The organism is Rhodococcus sp. AW25M09 (assembly GCF_000333955.1).
In the GTDB taxonomy this organism is placed as follows: Bacteria; Actinomycetota; Actinomycetes; order Mycobacteriales; family Mycobacteriaceae; genus Rhodococcoides.
This window is the reverse complement of record NZ_CAPS01000077.1, coordinates 1-19,611: the sequence shown is the minus strand read 5'-3', so window position 1 is coordinate 19,611 and position 19,611 is coordinate 1. Positions and strand designations below refer to the sequence as shown.

Below are 19,611 nucleotides of genomic sequence, written 5' to 3'. Positions count from 1 at the left end.
CGCCCAGCGTCGACGAATTCGACCCATCCTGGTATCGCGGATTTCAGCCAAGAACGTGGTCATCCACCTCAGGCCCGGAGCTCGGCCTCCAACGTCTCGTCGCTGGCCCACGACGCCAACCGGGCCAGACTGTCAGCGGCCGGTCCTTCTGCCGGTGCGGTGTACACGTTCAACTGCAGGCCAGGGTCGGTGGGCAGATCCATGGACTCGAAGTTCAGGTCGAGCCGGCCCACCACCGGATGGTTCACATGCTTGCTTCCATGCCCCTTCAGTCGCACGTCCCGAGTTGCCCACTGCCGCCGGAAAAGCTCGCTGCACGTCGATAACTCGCCCACTAGGGCGATGAGCTCCTCGTCGTGGGGATGATGGCCCGCCTCCATGCGCAGCATCGCGGCCGTATTTCGTGTCGCCTGGTCGTAGTCGACGAAGAACCTCTCGGCCTCGATGGGATGCTTGTACACGAATCGCGCCGTGTTGGCTGGCCGTCGCGGGTCAGCCAACACCGGTGAATACAGCGCGCGACCAAGGTGATTCATGGCGAGCACGTCGTGGCGCCCATTGCGGATCAACGCAGGCGCTGCGGTAATGGCATCGAGTACCTCCTGCAGCGCCGGACGCACTGTCGCGGGAGGTGTGCAGTGTGGTCGACTACCGGGCGTCCCGGACTGGCGTGCGAGATGCAACAGGTGATCGTGCTCCGCTTCGTTGAGCTGCAAGGCCGTGGCAAGCGCGTCGAGCACGCCCTCCGAGGTACCAGCCAGGCTGCCGCGCTCGATGCGCACGTAATACTCGACCGACACCCCAGCCAGTAGCGCTACCTCCTCTCGACGCAGACCCTCGACCCGACGTCTACCACCGTAGGCGGGCAAGCCAGCATTTTCGGGTGCGATGCGGGCGCGACGCGACCTCAGGAACTCTCGGATCTCGGTGCGCAGATCAAGCGTGACGGCCATCCACTCATTTTAGGCACGCACCCGAAACCGAAGGGGGTGCCGCCGATCCCCCGAAGCCTCAGCCCCTACCAGAGCGGTCGGTGTCGGTGCCACCGGCTCACGCGGTCGTTGCGATCCCTCCGTCGACGGGGATGACGGTGCCCGTCAGGTAAGCGCCGGCCCGGCTGGCGAGGAAGACGGCGGCACCCGCCATGTCGTCGTCGCGGCCGATCCGGCGCAGCGGGGCCGACGCCGCGATCGCGTCGCCGAACTCGTCGAGGGTTGCAGCCATCATTGTCGACGGGAACGGCCCCGGTGCCACCGCGTTCACCGTGATGTGTTGCGGGCCCAGCTCCTTGGCTAGCACTCTGGTGAGTTGATGCAGCGCAGCCTTGCTGCTGGAGTACGAGTAGTTGGGCCGCGCAGGGATGTGGATGGCGGCGATGCTGCCGATGTTGATGATCCGCGCGGGATCGTCGGCGGTCCCAGCGTTGCGAAGTCCCGGCAGCAACGCCTGCACCAGCCAAAATGGTGACTTCAGGTTGAGGTCGATCACCGTATCCCAGGCAGCGTCCGGGAACGTCTCCAACGGCTCGTCCCACATTGCGCCCGCGTTGTTGACGAGGATGTCGAGACTCCCAAAATCGGCCGTGACGAGGTGAGCGAGGCGGTCACACTCCTCGTGCCGGGACAGATCGGCGGGGACAGCCCAGACGTCGCCGAAATCGGACAACTGTTCCTGCGCCTGAGCGCACGCCTCCTCGCTGCGTGAGCTGATGACCACGTGAGCGCCCGCCTGGAGAAGCCCGCGCGCGATCATCATCCCGATGCCCCTGGTGCCACCAGTGACGAGACAGCGCTTGCCACTTAGATCGAAAAGCTCATTCTGCGTTGCGAATTGGTTGTTTACCACTGGTCGCCCTTCTTCGTTTCTCGGCTTCGTTGCTTCTCTCCTATCAAGCTAGGCGGCATTCCCGAGCCCAAGGAGATCCCCGCAGTACGGGTACTGCCAGGGTCCCCCAGGTTCGGTCGCAACAGCGCGGTGGCAATGGCGAAGGGCTCCACCCCAACCGGTGGCACATCAACGGCCCCGTACTGTGCCAAAATTCGTCTGAGCTGAATAGATACCTTCGGCGCGCTCGTGCCGCGGCCACACCTAGGCGTTGCGTCGAAGCTGGTGAGCGAAGACCGACCGGGATCGGCAAGCGCTATCACCTGATACCGCGAGGCTCCCCAAACACCGCTCGCCTCGTCTCACGAAAGCTTGGCACTGATTCGAACTGGCCTGGGGTCGGAGGCCGTGGTGCTCAACAACCGGATCGCTGCACTGCATGCGCTGCCGGTCCGCCGGATCGCCGAAATGCGCACGGAGCAAATAGAAGTCACACCCACGGGAATCAGTCTTCACCTCGGTGAACATCCTGCGCCAGTGCCCGAACCGTTACTCCCCCTCTTCCACGAATACTTGACCTCACGCGCCAACCAGCGCACCACCAACAACCCCCGTGGTTGTTCCCAGGAACACGTGCCGGGCGTCACATCACCGAGCAGACCTTTCTGAATACACTCAGACAGGTCTTCGGCATCAGTATCCTTGCGGTGCGCAACGCCGTGCTCCACGACCTGACCAAGGAACTCGACGCCGCAACGCTCGCCGACTTACTCGGATACAGCAACAAGGCGATGAACATCCACGCTGCTCGCTCGGGCGTCCCGATGGGCAGCTACCCAGCGATCGGACCAGGAGAAACGTAGCCTCTCGGCGGTCAGAGCCCCGGTTCAGGACCCCGCGCCGCACGAGCTGCATCGACAAGGTCGAGGGCATCCTTGAGGTTCAGACCAGGGTGCTGTTGCCGCAGCGCTTTGACCGCCGTAACTCAGTTGGGTTCGCTGGAAACGATGCGCTCGACATCAGCGACCGACACATCCGGATGAGGCAGCGCAACCTCGCTCGAGTGACGACCGCGCCATTCTTTGACGAATGTGTGAACGAACGAGACAACGACACATACCCAGATCACCAGCATGGCCCAGTTCCAAGGCGACTGAACAGAAACGACGTCTCCAACGACAGAAGGGCCAACCGCACCGACCAGGCACACCAAAATGATCGCACTCAGCCAGAGCTCGAACCGGCTGTTTCCGAACCAGCGTTGATTCTTCATGATCGATCCACCTGCCGATAGTCCGCCAGTGCCATGAACGGACCCTATCGAAAGGCGGGAGAAAGGATCTCCGAACTCGCCCTCGGCGACGTCGACGCGACACCCGGAGCAGACGACGATCCGGATCGGACCCCTCCCCGCTCCGATCCCCGAGCCCCTACTCCCCCTCTTCGACCAGCACCTCGCCGACAGCGGCAACCATCACACGATGAATCACCGCACCCCATGGCTGTTCCCCGGCACCCGCGCCGGGCACCACTCACCGAACAAGCACTCATGCAGCGAACACGCGGCCTCGGGATACACATCCAAGCCGTCCGACACGCTGCACTGCACGACCTCGCCAAGGAAATCGATCCCGCTTCGCTGGCGGACCTTCTGGGCTACTCGACCCAGGTCATGAATCTCCACGCAGCCCGCGCCGACCACAGCACCACTAGGACAAATCGCGCTTCATTTACCGCCGCAGCACTCGCAATGAGCCTGAACTGCAACGCTTCCGGTCGTCGCCGGAGTCGCGCAGCATGGATCACCCCTCCATGCGTCGATGCCTTCCCTAGCGGCGATCACAGCGATGACGAGTGCCGCAACCGGATCAGCCCAGGACCAACCAAGAGTGCTATTGAGTACCAGTCCCACCAGCAGCACCGCCGACAGGTATGTGCACAGCAGAGTTTGCTTGGAATCAGCGACTGCGGACAACGATCCCAGCTCGCGGCCGGCGCGGCGCTGCGCCCACGACAGCACCGGCATCACTGCGAGGCTGACACCGGCGAGCACGATGCCGACAGTCGAATACTGAGTCTCTTCGCCACCGAACAAAGATCGGATCGCATCGACGCTCACGAACAGCGCCAGGCCGAAGAACGAGAACGCGATGACCCGCAACGCGACTTTCTCGCGAGCCTCGGGATCTGCTCCAGCGAACTGCCAGGACACCGCAGCCGCGGACGACACCTCGATCACCGAATCCAATCCGAAACCGATCAGCGCCGCAGAGGAAACCCGAGAGCCCTCGGAGAGCGCGATGATCGCCTCGACGACGTTATAGCCGATCGTCGCCGCCACGAACCACCGAATGCGACGCGACAGCAGCCGACGCCGATCATCGTCGAGGATGGGACGCACACTGGGAAGGCCGAGTTCGGAGGACATCAGCACGCACATCCGTGCTCGGCGCAGCAGGACGGATCGACCGCCAGAACCAGTCCCAACAGATCATCCAAAGCATGTCCGATACGCACATCGGCAAGCTCATAACGACTCCGACGCCCCTCTGGAACTGCGACCACCAGACCACAACCCCGCAGGCACGCAAGGTGATTGGACAGGATCTGTCGTGACACACCAATCGACTCGGCCAGATCGGACGGATACTGCGGCACCTTGCGCAGGATCAACAAAATCTGAGTGCGAGTGGCATCAGAGAGCGCATAACCGAACCGCGCAAGCGCATCGGTATGAACGAGGGTCTCCACCCGACCCACGATACATCGATCACTGTATTCAGAAAATGCTGTACCTCAAGCATCGGCCCGGCGATCGACGAATACGACCCATCCTGATACCGCCGTTATCCAGTGGAACGGACCTCGGGTAGGCGGACCGCAGGTTCAGCCTTTCACCCCTTCCCTGGAAGATGCGGCGAGCGGCATATCGTTTCGGTTCTCTTCGACACTGCTGATGCGTACGGATTCCGAATCAGCGAGTCACGTCTGCTCGAAACGATCAGTCTTGGACCACGACGGTTTGGCATCGTTCCCGTCGTCGCGCCGTGAGCCCGTGTCGAATACAACGATCCAGAGCGTCGTTCGACGCTACTGCACAGGGCTCGGCTACCCCCCTGGGCTTTCCACGCTCTCCGCCACATGGGTAGACAGTCAGCTCGATGGCGACACGCACAGGCACCACACGCTCGATACAGCCCTCGATAGGAGTTCTTGACCGTACAGTCCATTACGGCGTACATTCAAGACTGATCAGTCCATAACTCGAACGGAGCTTCTCATGAACGCAACACTCGGTGGCAAGACGGCCCTCGTGACCGGCGGGACGTCAGGGATCGGGCTGGCGGTTGTCCGCCGGTTCGTCGAGGAGGGCGCGCACGTCTTCGTCACCGGACGCCGCCAAGCGCAGCTCGACGCCGTCGCGGCGGAGCTCGGCAACGCGGTGACCGTCGTGCGCGCGGACGCGTCTGCCCCCGCCGACGTGACGAACTTGTTCGCAGCGGTCGAGGCCCGCGGTTCCGGGCTCGACGCTGTGCACGTCAACGCCGGCATCGGGGAGATGAAGCCGTTGGCCGATGTGACCGCGGCGGACGTCGACGCCGTCTTCGCGACCAATGTGCGCGGCACGACCCTCACGGTGCAAGGGACGCTGCCTTTCCTGAATCCCGATGCCGCGATCATTGTCACCGGGTCGACCGCGGGATCGGGGACAGAGCCGATCTTCGGCCTCTACGGCGCATCCAAGGCAGCGGTCGCGACGATGACCCGCACGTGGGCGGCGGAACTTGCGCCACGGGGTATCCGCATCAACACCGTCGTCCCCGGTCCGACCGAGACGCCGGGGCTGACGGGACTGGCCCCGAACGACCCAGCCGGGCTGCTGGAACAGATCGCCGTCGGGGTACCACTCGGTCGGGTGCTGCGCCCCGAGGAGATCGCCGCCGCCGTACTGTTCTTGGTTTCCGACCAGAGCTCGGGCATGACGGGCAGCGAGCTCTTCGTCGACGGCGGCGTCTCGATCGCCTGACACAGCCCCCGGCCCGTGCCCGTGAGACCACGCCCTCTCACCGTCGCGCAGCATCCTGGCGTGTTCGGAGCAATCGTCTGTCGTACCGGAATCCAGAGGCTCGGCGGTCACCGCCTCATATGGATTCATACACTGCTGGTGGTCTTTTCGCGTCAGCGGACGTCGTTGACGGTCGATCCGATTCGCCGTTCGTATCGATCTGCCGGGGCCGACTTCGGGAAGGAGTCGAATTCATCGATCCGGGCGTCAGGGTGCGTAGGCAGGAAGTCTACGAGATACCGCGGGACCTGGCGATCGCGATTTCTTAACCCAAGCGAGGACTCTCGCGACCGAACATGACACGGACGCTGTCCGCAAGCGAACCCTGAGACTCCGCGTGGACTCCGGCATCGGATTCCGGATCGAAGACATCAACCAGGCCGATGCCGAGCTGCGACGTGCAGTTCGGTGTTCGGTTTGGACGACCGATATCGACGAGCCGATAGACGGCGAGCACCGGGGAACACAACCGGTCTTGATCTGCAGGGTTACGGGGTAAACGTCTGTGTCGCCCCTGTGATGGCAGCTCCGCGAGCGCAGTCCTGATCGATGCTCCAGGACTGAGCGCGATCGCGTCGGCGGTAAGTAGTGTCGAAGGTACGGCTCGGCAAGGGTAGTGCCTTCGCTCGGAACGTCACGGAACCCTGTCTCTACGGAAAGGCTGCAGCGCCAATGACCGTCTACAACGAATACAACGACGTGCTCGAGGGGAAGTGCCCCTTCGGCGGAAACACGATCGGCGGCGCGGCGACCTCCAAACCGACGCTGTCGGACTGGTACCCGGACCGGCTTCGGGTCGAACAGCTTCACCGTGACGGTACTGCTGCGAACCCACTGGCCGATTTCGACTACGAAGCCGCGTTCAACGCGATCGACCTCGACGAACTCAAGGCCGACATCAAGCACTTCTTGACCACGTCGGTGTCCTGGTGGCCGTCGGACTACGGCAATTATGCGCCCCAGATGATTCGGATGGCCTGGCACGCGGCGGGCACCTACCGCATCGCCGACGGCCGCGGCGGAGCCGGCCAGGCACTTCAGCGATTCGCACCGATCAATTCATGGTGGGACAACGGAAACACCGACAAGTCGCGTCGACTGATCTGGCCGATCAAGCAGAAGTACGGCAATGCCCTGTCCTGGGCGGATCTGATGGTCCTCACCGGCAACTGCGCGCTCGAGATCATGGGATTTCCCACCTACGGCTTCGGTGGCGGACGCCGCGACGCCTGGGAGGCCGACGACGCCACCTACTGGGGTCCCGAGTACATCGAGAACAGCAACCCCGACTCGTTCGACGCGATGGTGATGCGCAGCCAGCGGTGGACCGGCGAGCCCGGTGATGCGAACTACGAGCTCGAGCAGCCGTTGGCTGCGTCGCATCAAGCTCTGATCTACGTCAATCCGGAAGGCCCGAACGAGAACGGGAACCCGGCCGACTCCGCGGTGGACATCCGAATCACCTTCGGCCGGATGGCGATGAACGACGTGGAGACCGTCGCGCTGATCGCCGGCGGCCACGCGTTCGGCAAGAGTCACGGCCAAGTTCCGGCCGACAAGGTCGGTCCGCCGCCGGAGATCGCACCGATGGAGGCTCAAGGCCTCGGCTGGGCGAACCCCGTCGGAAAGGGCTTCGCCGAGTACACGATGACCAACGGCATCGAAGGCTCCTGGACGCCCAATCCGACGCAGTGGGACAACACGTACCTGGAAAACCTGTTCGCCTTCGAGTGGGAGAAGACCGAGAGCCCGGCCGGAGCGCTGCAGTGGAAGCCGACCGACCCCGGTGCTCCCACCACGCCCGACGCGCATCTCGCGGGCGTCACCCATCCGCTGATGATGATGACCAGCGATATCGCGCTGAAAGTCGATCCCGTCTACCGCGGCATCTGTGAGCAGTTTCTCGCGGACTTCGACTACTTCACACAGGAGTTCTCGAAGGCTTGGTACAAATTGACCCACCGCGACATGGGCCCGAAGTCGCGCTACCTGGGCCCAGAAGTCGCGGCCGAGGACATGCCATGGCAGGACCCACTGCCCGCGTGGGATCACGATGTGGTCGGTGCCGCCGAGATCGCCACCCTGAAGCAGTCGATCCTCGGGTCCGGGGTATCGGTGTCCGACCTCGCGTTCACGGCGTTCTCCTCGGCCGTGACCTACCGCGACACCGACAAGCGCGGCGGAGCGAATGGTGCTCGCCTCACGCTGGCACCGCAGAAGGACTGGGCGGTGAACCGCCGTACCGTGCCCGTGATCGCCGCGCTCCGCAGCGTCGTCGACGACTTCAACTCCGCCGGTTCCACGAAGGTCAGCCTCGCCGATGTGATCGTCCTCGGTGGCTGCGTCGCAGTGGAGCAGGCCGCCAAGTCGGCCGGTCACGAGATCGAGGTTCCCTTCACGCCGGGCCGCGTCGACGCAACGCAGGAGCAGACCGATGTGCCCACCTTCGAATGGTTGGCACCCGTCGTCGACGGATTTCGCAACTTCGTCATGGATGACTCCGCGCGGGTGGCACCGAAGGTGGCTCCGGAGCAGATGTTCCTCGATCGTGCGATGTTGCTCAACCTGTCCGCCCCGGAGTGGGTCGCACTCACCGGCGGACTGCGCGTGCTGGGCTGCAACCATGACGGGTCCGAAAACGGCGTGTTCACCGACCGTGTCGGGACACTGAGTACCGACTTCTTCACGACGCTGATGAGCATGGACTACGACTGGTCGAAAGTCGGCGACGCCGGAGTGGCTTTCACACTCGACAATCGCGAGAGCGGGGAGACGGTCTACCGTGCCACGCGGAACGACCTGCTCTTCGGGTCGAACCAGCAATTGCGCGCCGTGGCCGAGGTCTACGCCGGAAGCGACGGCCACGCTCGCTTCGTGCGCGACTTCGTCGCGGTGTGGGACAAGGTGATGATGGCCGATCGCTACGACGTGAAGTAGCCCGTAGGACCTATCGCGCACAGCGGCGGGTGGACCACCACCCACCCGCCGCTGAGGCCGACCGGCGCGGTGGCCCAGACGATGGTGGCCCAGACGATGGTGGCCCAGCTAGGCGGATCGGAGAAAACAGCGAGCGACCTCGAGTCGATCGGCGTCGTAACCTTCCCACTTCGCCGCAGGCACGTCCTGGCGGCCGACTTCCCTGAATCCGCGTCGAGTGAAGAACTCTGCAGCCTCAGCACTGACGGTCACCGCGAAGAGGTTGGCGATCCCTCGCGTGCGGCAGATCTCGACCAGTCCGTCCATCAGCAGACCGCCTGCGCCGAGCCCGGAGAACTCGGCGACTGTGATCAAACCGGAGACCTCGCCGAATCCTGTTCCGGCGTAACGGTCCACCTCGAGGCCGACGATGCCGGCGAGGTGTCCGGTACGTAGGACCCGTGCACCGAGCCCGCCGACGGCCATCCTGGCAATCTCGATTCGACTGCGCGGCTTGAGAACCCCCTCATGCACCCCTTGCGCCACCAACGCCTCGATCGCAGGAAAATCATCCACCTGAAGCGCGGCCAGGTGAAGATACCGCCCTTGAGTCAGGACGGTTCCCCGGCCGTCGAAAGTAAGCAGCTCGAACTCGAGATCCTCAGCCCGACAAAGGTTTACGCTGTATGCGCCGCCGGCAAGTGCCTCTTGTGCCGCTGGCAGAAAGTCGTCGAGCCCCCGTTCGGCCAGGTGACTGGCAAGACGTTCGCGGTGCACGTCGATATCGGCGAAGCTTCGAGGCGGACTCCCCCAGCCGCCGCCCGGATCGGTCAGCACAGTCTTCGATGCTCGGACGCTCGCAGAAACGAACCCGGCAGTGCGCGCCACAGCGGAAGCCTCGGCCCCGACCACGACGCATTCCGAGTCCGCGGTAGCGAGCCATAGATCGGCGACCGTCTCGTCGTTCCACACCGTCGAACCCTCCAAGGCTCGACCACGGACTGCGGCGGTGGTCGACGGAACGCCGTCGGTCGGAACCACGAAGATGAACCGGGTATCTCGCGTACCGAACTCACCGACCGTGCGTGCCACCGTCTCCAGCGCAGCCGAACTCAACACGGGAAGCGCGACCACGATGGTGACCCCACGGAACTCCTCGATGAAGAAATCGCGCTCGGGAACAGGCACCCCGCTGGGAGTAAATTCGACCGCATCCTCGCGCGGTGCCGCCCGTCTCGGCCGCACTGTGGGCGGATTCGCCTGCCGATCGTCGTTCGTCATGATCGCCCCAGTCCGAACCGTCTCCACCGCACGCCGGGGTCGGGTAGGGCGAAGAGCAATCGCGGATCGAAGAGAGCTCTCAGGGTGAACATCACGCGGATGGCACTGTCGGAGGACTCCATCGGATCAGGATATGTTCCCGTCGCTTCGGACCGCGCGATACCCACCGCCGATGGCCACCGCCCCCGCATATCGAATCTCCAGACTGCGTGCGGTGATCGATCGCCCACGCACGGACTGCTCGGAACGAGATGCGGCCCACCGCATACTGAATCGGACACTTCACAAGCCCCGGCCGATCACCGACGCTCCGCGACAGTACGGCCGAGTCAGCTTTGGGCCCGGCGCAAGGAGCATCGAGGAGAAGTTTCGAGTCGACCCGGTTGCCGACGCACACAACGACATACGGTTCGGTATCGAGGACCGAAGTCGTCCTGAATCGACGAAACAGTGGCGAGACAGAACATCCATCGCCACTGGAAGGCTCCTTCATGACATCACCGGTCAGCTCGGGCACCTCGTCCCCCGATACTGCGGCTCGCAATGACTGGCTCGGCCTGATCGCCATTGCCCTCGGCGTCACTCTGGTCGTCATCGACTTCACCATCGTGAACGTGATCGTTCCCCCGATCGTGACCGATCTGAGCATCGACTCGATCTCGGCGCAATGGATTCAGGAGTCCTATGCCATCGTGCTGGCAGCGCTGTTGCTGGTGGCCGGAAAAGTCGCCGATATCGTCGGTGCCCGAAGGATGTTCCTGACGGGAACGGCGGTGTTCGCAGCGGCCAGCCTCGCCGCTGCACTGGCACCATCGGGAGTGGTGCTCATCGCGGGCAGAAGCGCCCAGGGCGTCGGCGGCGCGCTCATCATGCCCGCGTCGTTGGCGCTCCTGAACTCCATGTTCACCGGGGAGGCCAGGGCCAAGGCGTTCGCCGTGTGGGGGTCGGTGATCGGCGGCGGTGCTGCGCTGGGCCCGTTACTCGGAGGCCTTCTCGGAGAGATCTCATGGCGCTGGGCCTTCGGAATCAATCTCGTGGTCGCCGCGGCGGTCGTCATCGGAATAATCCTCTACGTCGAAGAGGCCGACCGTAGTGCACGTGGTATCGATCTCTGGAGCGCCGTACTCGTCTCGGGCGGAACGGCTCTGGTTGCATTCGGAGTCATCGAAGGTCGGCACTACGGGTGGTGGACGTCCGTCGGAGCCGACGGCCCTGGCATCGGAGCCCTCTCCCCTGTGCCGTTGGCCCTTGCGCTTTCTGCCACTGCTCTGGTGGCGTTCGTTGCCCGGCAACGTGTTCTCGCCGACTCCGGGCGCGAGCCACTGATGGATCTGTCGCTGTTCCAGATCAAGTCGTTCAGTGGTGGAAACTGCGCGACCGTGGTGATCGGGCTCGCAGAGTTCGGAATACTTGCCGTACTTCCCCTGTGGCTGCAGTTCGCACTCGGGTACTCGGTGTTCCAGGCCGGTGCGACGGTTGCGGTGATGGCAGTCGGTGCGTTCGTCGCGAGCGGAGCCAGCTTCTCGCTGCTCGGCCGGTTCACCCCGCTCGGACTGGTCAGGATCGGACTGATTCTCGAAGGTCTCGGCGTGCTCGCCCTCGGCCTGGTCGCGTCGCCCTCGACGAGCGGAATCGTCATTTGCGCGACACTGTTGCTCTACGGCGTGGGAGTCGGCTTCGCGACCGCTCAGGTCACCAATGTGGTGTTGGCAGACGTTCCCTCCGATAGAGCAGGTGTGGGTTCGGGTATCCAGGGCACTGCCAGACAACTCGGTTCCGCACTCGGCATCGCGGCGTTGACGACGCTGTTCTTCACTTCCCTGAGCAGCGGAACCACCAATCGACTCGCCGAACGCGGCATCGCAGATCCAGGCGGTGCGATCAGTGATGCCGTGTCTGATTCTGCAGGTGGTGCCATTGCCGCTCTCGACGCGTCCGCGGCGATCGGTGCGGCCGGCGCAGCGCGAGAAGCAATGAGTCATTCCGTGACCCTCACCGGATACGCCTGCGCTGCATTGCTTGGCCTGGGAACGCTGACCACGTTGCTGATTCCCAGGCGGCGGCAGGCACCAGCACCCACCCTGAAGCCCGGACCGGAGATGTTGTGACCTCGATTACTGGCGATACCGGCAATACGAGGATATGGTTGCCTATGTTCACCAAGGTGAGCCTGTGCTGCTCTGTCAGTGCATGACAGTCGTTTCGAGGAGGGGCCCTGCCGATGTCCATCATGACAACGCAACTCGAAGCTCGGCGCATCTCGGTCGAGCCGGCCCTGAGCCTTCCGACCTACTCGACGGGCAACGCTGTCACCACGCTCGCCGACATGCGGAAGGGTCAGACCGCGCACATAGTCGATGTATGTGACGAGCTCGATCCAGCATCCGCGCGCCGGATGTTCGATCTCGGCTTCGCGCCCGGCGCAGAGGTCGAAATGCTGCGCAAAGCGCCGATGGCTGACCCCGTCGTATTTCGGATCGCCGGTTACGACATCGCTCTCAGACGGGTTCAGGCGCGCTGCATCCACGTCGCGATCACCACGTGACCTGCGGCCCTCACGGGGCCAGCGAACCGTCAGACGCGGGATCGATCGGAACCGACACTCGTATCGCATTGGTCGGAAGCCCGAATTCCGGCAAGACCACACTGTTCAACGCGCTCACCGGACTCCGCGCGAAGACGGGGAACTATCCCGGAATCACGGTTGCCCGGTACGAGGGGCGAACAAGGGTAGGTGACCGCGACGTTCTCATCGAAGACCTCCCCGGCACCTACAGCCTCGATGCGATCAGCCCCGACGAGCAGATCGTCGCAGACGTTCTCGATCAGGACGACCCGGTCACCAGCACCCCGAACGGACTGATCGTCACCCTCGATGCGACGACCCTTCGTCGATCTCTCGGCATGCTCGCGCAGGTCTTGAACACCGAGCTACCGGTATGTGTGGTCGTCACGTTCACCGACGAACTGGCCCGCAGGCAAGGCTCGCTCGATATCGAGGCATTCGCTCGCTCCCTCGACGTTCCCGTGGTGGCGGTGATCGGTGGGAGGCGTCAGCAGCTGGAGCAACTACGTCGCTTGCTTCCCTCCCCTGGCGCGTGGCAGAGCCCTCCGGTGCTGCCTCCGACCGCTCCGCGAGAGGTGACGAGCTGGATCGAGTCGATCCTCACCGCATCGGGGTATCGGCTGCCCGAGGTCGATGCCCGCACCCGCCGCATCGACTCGATTCTGTTGCACCCATTCTTCGGCACCATCGTGTTCTTCGTGACGATGTTTGCGTTCTTCCAGGTCATCTTCTCGGTCGCTGCTCCCCTGCAGGGCTACATCGAGGACTTCTTCGCCTTCCTCGGAGATGAGGTCGACCGCTTCGTCACCATCGGATGGCTGGCCGGTTTCCTGTCCGACGCCATCCTGAGCGGTGTGGGCGGAGTGCTGGTGTTCCTCCCCCAGATCGCCCTGCTGTTCATCCTCGTCTCGTTCCTCGAAGGCGTCGGATACATGGCGCGGGCAGCGTTTCTGATGGATCGCGTCATGTCGAAGGCAGGTCTCGAGGGGCGCGCATTCGTTGCCCTGCTGTCCTCGCTCGCCTGCGCCATCCCCGGCATCATGGCCACCCGAACACTTCCGTCGACACGCGACCGAATCGCCACCATGATGGGCGCTCCGTTGATGACGTGTTCGGCGCGTCTTCCCGTGTACGTCCTGCTCATCGGCCTACTGGTCACTCCCGACGAACGCCTCGGGCCGTTCGGAGCGCAGGGCGTGGTGATGTTCGGCCTCTACCTCGTCGGCGCGCTCTCCGCCATGGCGACGGCCTGGCTGTTCTCCCGGATCGGACGCGGGTCGGGACCGCTGTTGCCGTTCTACATGGAGATGCCTCCCTACCGGCTGCCGTCACTGCGCTCGGTGGCATTGTCGGTCTGGGATGCGTGCAAGGGCTTCCTCCGCAAGGTCAGCAAGATCATCTTGGTCACCACGATCGTTCTGTGGGTGTTGCTCACCGTTCCGTTCCGCAGCGACGCCGACCTCCAGGCCGCGGGTGTCGATCCGACCGACGATGCGGCCTCGTCGAGTTATGTCATCGACCACAGCGCAGGTGCCGCCGTCGGGCGCTTCGTCGAGCCCGTCTTCGAGCCCCTCGGCTTCGACTGGCAGATCAACGTGGCCGTCCTCGCCTCACTGTCGGCTCGCGAAGTCTTCGTAGCGACCATCGGACAGGTAGCTTCGGCTCAGGATCCGGACGATCCGGGGACTGCGCTCGAGAACATGACCGCTCAGTCCGGCCCCCGCGCCGGCGAGAAGCTGTTCACTCCCCCGGTCATTGCCGCACTCCTCGCATTCTTCCTTTATGCGTTGCAGTGCATGTCGACCATCGGCGTCATGCGCCGCGAGTCGGGCACATGGAAGTGGCCGGCGATTGCCTTCGGGTACATGTTCGTCGTTGCCTGGGCGATGGCGTTCGTCGCCAAAACTGTGGTCGGAGTCTTCACATGAGCGCGGGTGTTCGATGACCATGGTGCCGGTCCATCCCGAATCGGTGGTCGGCGAGCCATCGGTCCTGCGGTGGATCATTCCGCCCGGGCTGCTGCCGTTCGTCGGACCCGTCACGGCAACACCACTCGCCCTCCAACGTTCGATCGACGACGGCACGATCGAACGGATCGACGTCGAACCCACCGCGGTGCGGATCCAGCTCGCCATCGGTCGATCGTGGCGCACCGAAGGTGATCGGATTCGGACAGCTCTGCAAGATGCTCTCGAGGTGCCCGACGCATGGACACCGCAGAGCGAGGCTTCGCCCGACGCGACACTGCGCATGGCTGTGCGCGAGGTCATCGACGGTGACGTCGGCGACTACATCCGATCTCACGGTGGAATCATCGAACTCGTCGATGTTTCCGACGGTCGAGTTCGATTGTCGCTGAACGGTTCCTGCTCCCACTGTCCCGCGTCCGATGTGACGCTGACCGAACGGGTCGAATCCGCGGTGCGCAGCCGGTTTCCCGCCCTACGCGAGGTGACCGCTGAGAGCGACAAGGGCCTCGCCGGCGGTCGACGCCTACTCGGAATCATGCCGAGCAGACGCGCGCGATAAGACTCGGTCACCGATCGTCGGGCCGTGACTGTGGTCTACTTCATCGTCCGGTCCCAACGACCGACGCGAGCGTACGAACTCGTAAGGGTGTGGTCCGATGGCGTTCGTCACGACTTTCGGTGTGGCGCTGCTGGCCGCGGTGTTGCTGTCGAGCTTGTCCGCGCGTAGTCCCCTCTCGACCTCGGGCATCTTCTTGTTCGCTGGCTTGATTGCCGGCCCATTGGTCCTCGACGCCGAAAGGCTCGGCACCGATACGGTTCGTGAAGTCGCCTCGGTGACACTGTTCGCGGTGTTGTTCGCCGACGGCCAGCGCGCCCCGATCTCCAAGTTGCGCCACCAATGGATGGATCCGACCCGTGCCCTGTTGATCGGGATGCCGCTGACCTTCGCCGTCGTCGCGGTGCTGGCACATCTGTTGATCGGTTTCGACTGGCCGACATCGTTGCTGATCGGTGCCATCCTCGCGCCGACCGACCCCGTATTCGCTGCCGCTCTGGTCGGCCGCGACGACGTACCGTCCCGGCTTCGGAGCCTGCTCAATATCGAAAGTGGACTCAACGACGGACTCGCACTCCCCGTGGTCCTCATTCTGATCGGAACACTGGGCGGCGAGATCGGCGAAAGCACCTCGCTGGGGCCGGTGTTGCTCGAAGTCGTTCTCGGCGTCGTGCTCGGCGTCGTTGCGCCTGTTGCCGGTTCTCTCCTGGTTCGGCTCCCAGTACTGGGGGTGACGTCCCGTGCCCAGTCCGCCGGGCCCTTGGCAATAGCCATTCTGCTGTTCGTCCTCACCGACGCGATCGGAGCCAATCCGTACATCGCGGCGTTCACCGCCGGGATCACGCTGGCGAGCGTGAGTCCACACGCGTCGGAATCGTTTGCACCCGTTGGAGAGTTGACCAGCGAGTTGGCGAAGAACGCCGCCTTGCTGGCCTTCGGCGCCCTCGTCACTCCGGCCTTGCTCGGCGAGGTCGGCGTCGCCGGCTGGATCTTCGCCGTGCTCGTTCTCGTGATCGGTCGGCCTGTACCGGTGATGTTGTCGTTGATCGGTAGCCATCGGCTCGCGCGCAACGAAAGACTCTCAGCAGCGTGGTTCGGCCCGAAAGGATTTGCGAGCGTCGTCTACGGATTGCTGGTGCTCTCGTCGGGGATCGATTCTGCGGAAAAGGTGTTCGCGATCATCGCGGGAACGGTCATCGTCTCGATCGCTCTGCACAGCGCCACCGACACTCCGGTGGCAATTCTGCTGCACGAGGAACCGAACGAACCACCGGTGACGGGCGCCCATTGAGCTGCAAGCATCCCAAGTGTTCGTGATAGCGTGCCGGATCAGAGCTACTCGCATAGCCACCCCAGCTGCAGCAGGCACCCGCGAAGCCTCGGCCAGCGCACGACGGGCAAGGTCCTCCACGGATCTGCGATGTTCGATTTTCACTTCTTGCTGCGTGCCGTGTCCATGAATTCCTACCGGTGCAGCGGTGCGCGGGGCTGATGCACACAGGGATTGGAACTCCGGTGACGAAGAACCACGCCGAGAAGCGGTTGGCGCGCGCGTATGCGCAGGCACACGACCTCCCCTATCGTCAGGCGCTGGCGTCGGTGCGAGCGGCCCGCGCAGATCCCACGCCATTGTTGCCCTTCGCGCAGCGCCTGTTGATCGAGGCTGTCGAGGGATGCGGAGTCAGACACTGGGCATGTGTCGACGAATGGGACGGTGTGGGTCGGGCAACGATCACCGACCTCGGCGGCGAGCGATTTGTACTCACTGTCGACAGCGTCCTGCTCGTGCTCCGCGAACACCTCGATGAGAATCCGACGCTGCAACCGAACGACATCGACAGCTATTTCGCCGACGAGGCGGTGCAACGCGTCCTGTTCGGCGGCGTCATCTATCGGCTGGATCTTCATCGAGGCAGGGGTCTCGTGGCGTGATACGTGCATCGAGCCACCGATTGCGCTGCTGATCGGACGAGCGGAAGACAGCCGCGTAAATCAGGGTGCGTGGTATTCGGTGATGGATTTCGGAACATCGTCTCTTTCCACCTTCAATCTATAGCGCACCCCGGGGCTTGCCGCAAGACCCCGTACAGGGCTCAGAATGACTCGCTGTTGCCAATGAACAGCTGATCGGAGTTCTGTGAAACCTATGGGTCCAAGTGTCTTCGACCTCCCGGACAATCTCGCACGCAAGCGCAACCCAGTGCTCATCGGTCATGATCAGCAACACTTTTCGGCACTCCGTTCGAGTATCGAGAAGTCACGATCGGATACGGCGGCGCGTCTGGACACCGTGCAGAAGTCGCCGGTCCGAATGGGGCAGGAGGCGATGGAGCGGGATTTCGAGATTCACCGTCTGGGCGGACGCTTACGTTCCTTGCACCGCTACGGGGTAGATCTGTGCCTTGGTCACGTCGTCACCCTCGACTCGGACGCGCCCGTCTACATCGGCCGCCTCGGGTTGTTGGGTAATTCGGGCGAACAGCTCCTGGTCGATTGGCGCTCCCCCGCGGCCGAGCCCTTTTTCGGTGCCACCCATGCGAACCCCATGGGGCTGAAGAGTCGGCGTCGGTATCGATGGACGAACGGCGTGATTACGGACTACTGGGACGAGGTGTTCGACTCGACGGGGCTGAGCACCGATGCCGCACTCGACGATCAGTCGTCATTCATCGCCAGTTTGGGCACCGTACGTTCACCGCGGATGCGCGACGTGCTGGGTACCGTGCAGGCGGATCAGGACGCGATCATCCGGGCAGGTGCCCGCGGAGCCCTCGTGGTCGACGGGGGGCCGGGAACCGGGAAAACGGTTGTCGCTCTTCACCGCACGGCTTATCTGCTCTACGCGGATTCACGACTCGGACACAACCGCGGCGGAGTGTTGTTCGTCGGCCCGCACGAGCCGTACCTCGCGTATGTCTCCGACGTACTGCCGAGTCTCGGCGAGGACGGCGTACAGACGTGCACCCTCCTTGACCTCGTCACCGAAGGAGAGAACGCGATCGAGGAGGCCGATCCCCCTGTTGCACAGCTCAAGTCCACCGTCCAGATGATCACGGCAATCGAGGCTGCAGTTGCGTTCTACGAGCAACCGCCCACACGCAACATGACCGTGGAAACGGAATGGGCCGACCTGAAGCTCACCCCGAACGATTGGATCGAGGCCTTCCGAGCACCCGATCCCGGCACCCCGCACAACGAGGCCCGTGAGCAGATCTGGGACTTGCTGGTCACGAATCTGGTCGACCGATACGCCGGCGACGAGGCCACCGAGGAGGTGCGAGAGTCTCTGCAGCGCAACGAGGATCTGCGCTACGAACTGGACCGATCCTGGACGATCATCGACGCCGCCGACCTCGTCGCCGACCTCTGGTGCGTGCCCGCGTATCTCCGTAAATGTGCACCGTGGCTCAGTCCCGAGGACGTCCGCGCGCTACAACGACCGGACCCGACGCGATGGACAGTGGCAGACCTGCCCCTGCTCGACGCTGCACGAATGCGTCTCGGGGATCCAGAGCACGCGAGGCGCACTCGACGCCGGGAGTTGACCGAGGCAGCCGAACGTGAGCGCATGGACCGCGTCGTCGACGAACTCGTGGCTGCCGACGACGACGAGATGATGGCTGCCCAGTTTCGCCAGGAGGGAATCCGCGATGCCCTGGTCGATCGAGCGGGATTCGAGGAGATCCCCACCGATCCACTGGCAGGTCCCTTCGCGCACATCGTCGTGGACGAAGCGCAGGAGTTGACCGACGCGCAGTGGCAGATGGTTCTGCGGCGGTGTCCGTCGGGCAGCGTCACCATCGTCGGAGACCGCGCACAAGCGCGTCGCGGTTTTTCCGAATCCTGGCGCGAACGACTCGGACGGGTGGGCTTCGACCGGGTGAACATGGCCACCCTGGGTGTCAATTACCGCACACCACGGGAGGTGATGGCGGCGGCCGAGCCGATGATCCGGGCGGTCCTGCCGGACGCCAACGTTCCGGTGTCGATTCGAAGCAGCGGAATGCCGGTCGAGTACGGCGACGCGGCAGATCTGTCGTCGCTGATCCACGGTTGGCTGGACTCGAACGCCAATGGAATCGCCTGCGTCATCGGCGATCCTGCGTTCCCGGAGTCGGACCGCATCCGCTCGTTGACGCCGCAGTCGGCGAAAGGACTCGAATTCGACCTGGTTGTAGTGATCGATCCGGACTCGTTCGGGTCAGGAGTCGCAGGTGCCGTAGACCGGTACGTGGCGATGACTCGGGCGACGGGGAGGCTGATAGTCCTGACGTCTCAGCGCGAGGCCGAGTTCAGTGCGTCCAGCACCGCATGAATCGCCGGGCTCGCGTCGGCGCTGCGTCTCCACGCCGCCTGTACCTCGCGCTTGGGAGTGCGCTCAGGCGGAACTGCAACGAGACCGGCGCTGAGGACCGGCCGGGCGAGACGGGGG

General features: G+C 63.8%; 17 protein-coding genes. 10 read left to right on the top strand and 7 right to left on the bottom strand.

Features of this window, described 5'->3' with window-relative positions; all coding sequences use genetic code 11:
* Window positions 1-68: 68 nt before the first annotated feature.
* Both RHODMAR_RS15770 and RHODMAR_RS15765 read right to left on the bottom strand, forming a co-directional pair.
* The gene (locus RHODMAR_RS15770) at window positions 69-953 is read right to left on the bottom strand and encodes a helix-turn-helix transcriptional regulator (protein WP_008716206.1); all 885 of its coding nucleotides are present in this window, start codon (window positions 951-953) and stop codon (window positions 69-71) included.
* A 97-nt stretch (window positions 954-1,050) separates the two neighbouring features.
* Window positions 1,051-1,845 (bottom strand): SDR family oxidoreductase, encoded by a 795-nt coding sequence (locus tag RHODMAR_RS15765; protein ID WP_008716204.1) that lies wholly within the window; start codon window positions 1,843-1,845, stop codon window positions 1,051-1,053.
* A 686-nt stretch (window positions 1,846-2,531) separates the two neighbouring features.
* On the opposite strand from RHODMAR_RS15765, the gene RHODMAR_RS28295 reads away from it, so the two are divergent.
* Window positions 2,532-2,687 (top strand): hypothetical protein, encoded by a 156-nt coding sequence (locus tag RHODMAR_RS28295; protein WP_157226117.1) that lies wholly within the window; start codon window positions 2,532-2,534, stop codon window positions 2,685-2,687.
* Window positions 2,688-2,809: 122 nt separating this feature from the next.
* On the opposite strand, the gene RHODMAR_RS15760 is transcribed toward RHODMAR_RS28295, so the two are convergent.
* The 3 genes from RHODMAR_RS15760 to RHODMAR_RS15745 form a co-directional block, all read right to left on the bottom strand.
* Window positions 2,810-3,097, bottom strand: coding sequence for a hypothetical protein (locus RHODMAR_RS15760; protein WP_008716198.1), 288 nt, complete (start codon window positions 3,095-3,097; stop codon window positions 2,810-2,812).
* Window positions 3,098-3,550: 453 nt separating this feature from the next.
* Entirely contained in the window at window positions 3,551-4,252 is a 702-nt protein-coding gene (locus RHODMAR_RS15750) for a cation transporter (protein ID WP_008716196.1), read from the bottom strand.
* Window positions 4,252-4,575, bottom strand: coding sequence for an ArsR/SmtB family transcription factor (locus RHODMAR_RS15745; RefSeq protein ID WP_042939482.1), 324 nt, complete (start codon window positions 4,573-4,575; stop codon window positions 4,252-4,254). Before RHODMAR_RS15745 ends, RHODMAR_RS15750 begins: the two co-directional genes overlap by 1 nt.
* A 529-nt stretch (window positions 4,576-5,104) precedes the next feature.
* Here RHODMAR_RS15745 and RHODMAR_RS15740 point away from each other — a divergent pair.
* Both RHODMAR_RS15740 and katG read left to right on the top strand, forming a co-directional pair.
* Entirely contained in the window at window positions 5,105-5,851 is a 747-nt protein-coding gene (locus tag RHODMAR_RS15740) for an SDR family oxidoreductase (RefSeq protein WP_008716192.1), read from the top strand.
* Window positions 5,852-6,562: 711 nt separating this feature from the next.
* A complete protein-coding gene (gene katG / locus RHODMAR_RS15725) occupies window positions 6,563-8,827 on the top strand; it encodes a catalase/peroxidase HPI (RefSeq protein ID WP_008716190.1) in 2,265 nt (754 codons plus the stop codon).
* Between the two features lie 108 nt (window positions 8,828-8,935).
* Here the strand turns inward: katG and RHODMAR_RS15720 are convergent, their stop codons facing one another.
* Together RHODMAR_RS15720 and RHODMAR_RS29420 are read right to left on the bottom strand one after the other, a co-directional pair.
* Window positions 8,936-10,087 (bottom strand): GNAT family N-acetyltransferase, encoded by a 1,152-nt coding sequence (locus RHODMAR_RS15720; protein ID WP_042939477.1) that lies wholly within the window; start codon window positions 10,085-10,087, stop codon window positions 8,936-8,938.
* Window positions 10,084-10,209 carry a hypothetical protein gene (locus RHODMAR_RS29420; RefSeq protein ID WP_269744630.1) on the bottom strand — a complete coding sequence of 42 codons (126 nt, stop codon included), beginning with the start codon at window positions 10,207-10,209 and terminating at the stop codon, window positions 10,084-10,086. Before RHODMAR_RS29420 ends, RHODMAR_RS15720 begins: the two co-directional genes overlap by 4 nt.
* A 369-nt stretch (window positions 10,210-10,578) precedes the next feature.
* Here RHODMAR_RS29420 and RHODMAR_RS15710 point away from each other — a divergent pair, with 369 nt between their 5' ends.
* From RHODMAR_RS15710 to helR, 7 genes are all read left to right on the top strand, one after another.
* On the top strand, window positions 10,579-12,195 hold the full coding sequence (locus tag RHODMAR_RS15710) for an MFS transporter (RefSeq protein ID WP_008716185.1): 1,617 nt from the start codon (window positions 10,579-10,581) through the stop codon (window positions 12,193-12,195).
* Between the two features lie 113 nt (window positions 12,196-12,308).
* On the top strand, window positions 12,309-12,632 hold the full coding sequence (locus RHODMAR_RS15705) for a FeoA family protein (protein WP_008716184.1): 324 nt from the start codon (window positions 12,309-12,311) through the stop codon (window positions 12,630-12,632).
* Window positions 12,633-12,700: 68 nt separating this feature from the next.
* Window positions 12,701-14,581, top strand: a complete 1,881-nt coding sequence (gene feoB, locus RHODMAR_RS15700; protein ID WP_232433678.1) for a ferrous iron transporter B — start codon at window positions 12,701-12,703, stop codon at window positions 14,579-14,581.
* Window positions 14,582-14,594: 13 nt separating this feature from the next.
* Window positions 14,595-15,182 carry a NifU family protein gene (locus RHODMAR_RS15695; protein ID WP_008716180.1) on the top strand — a complete coding sequence of 196 codons (588 nt, stop codon included), beginning with the start codon at window positions 14,595-14,597 and terminating at the stop codon, window positions 15,180-15,182.
* Window positions 15,183-15,279: 97 nt separating this feature from the next.
* The gene (locus RHODMAR_RS15690) at window positions 15,280-16,470 is read left to right on the top strand and encodes a cation:proton antiporter (protein WP_008716178.1); all 1,191 of its coding nucleotides are present in this window, start codon (window positions 15,280-15,282) and stop codon (window positions 16,468-16,470) included.
* Between the two features lie 224 nt (window positions 16,471-16,694).
* Window positions 16,695-17,111: a hypothetical protein gene (locus RHODMAR_RS15685; protein WP_042939488.1), complete on the top strand. Its 417-nt coding sequence runs from the start codon at window positions 16,695-16,697 to the stop codon at window positions 17,109-17,111.
* Between the two features lie 214 nt (window positions 17,112-17,325).
* Window positions 17,326-19,494, top strand: coding sequence for an RNA polymerase recycling motor ATPase HelR (gene helR, locus RHODMAR_RS15680; protein WP_008716176.1), 2,169 nt, complete (start codon window positions 17,326-17,328; stop codon window positions 19,492-19,494).
* The last annotated feature ends 117 nt before the right edge of the window (window positions 19,495-19,611 follow it).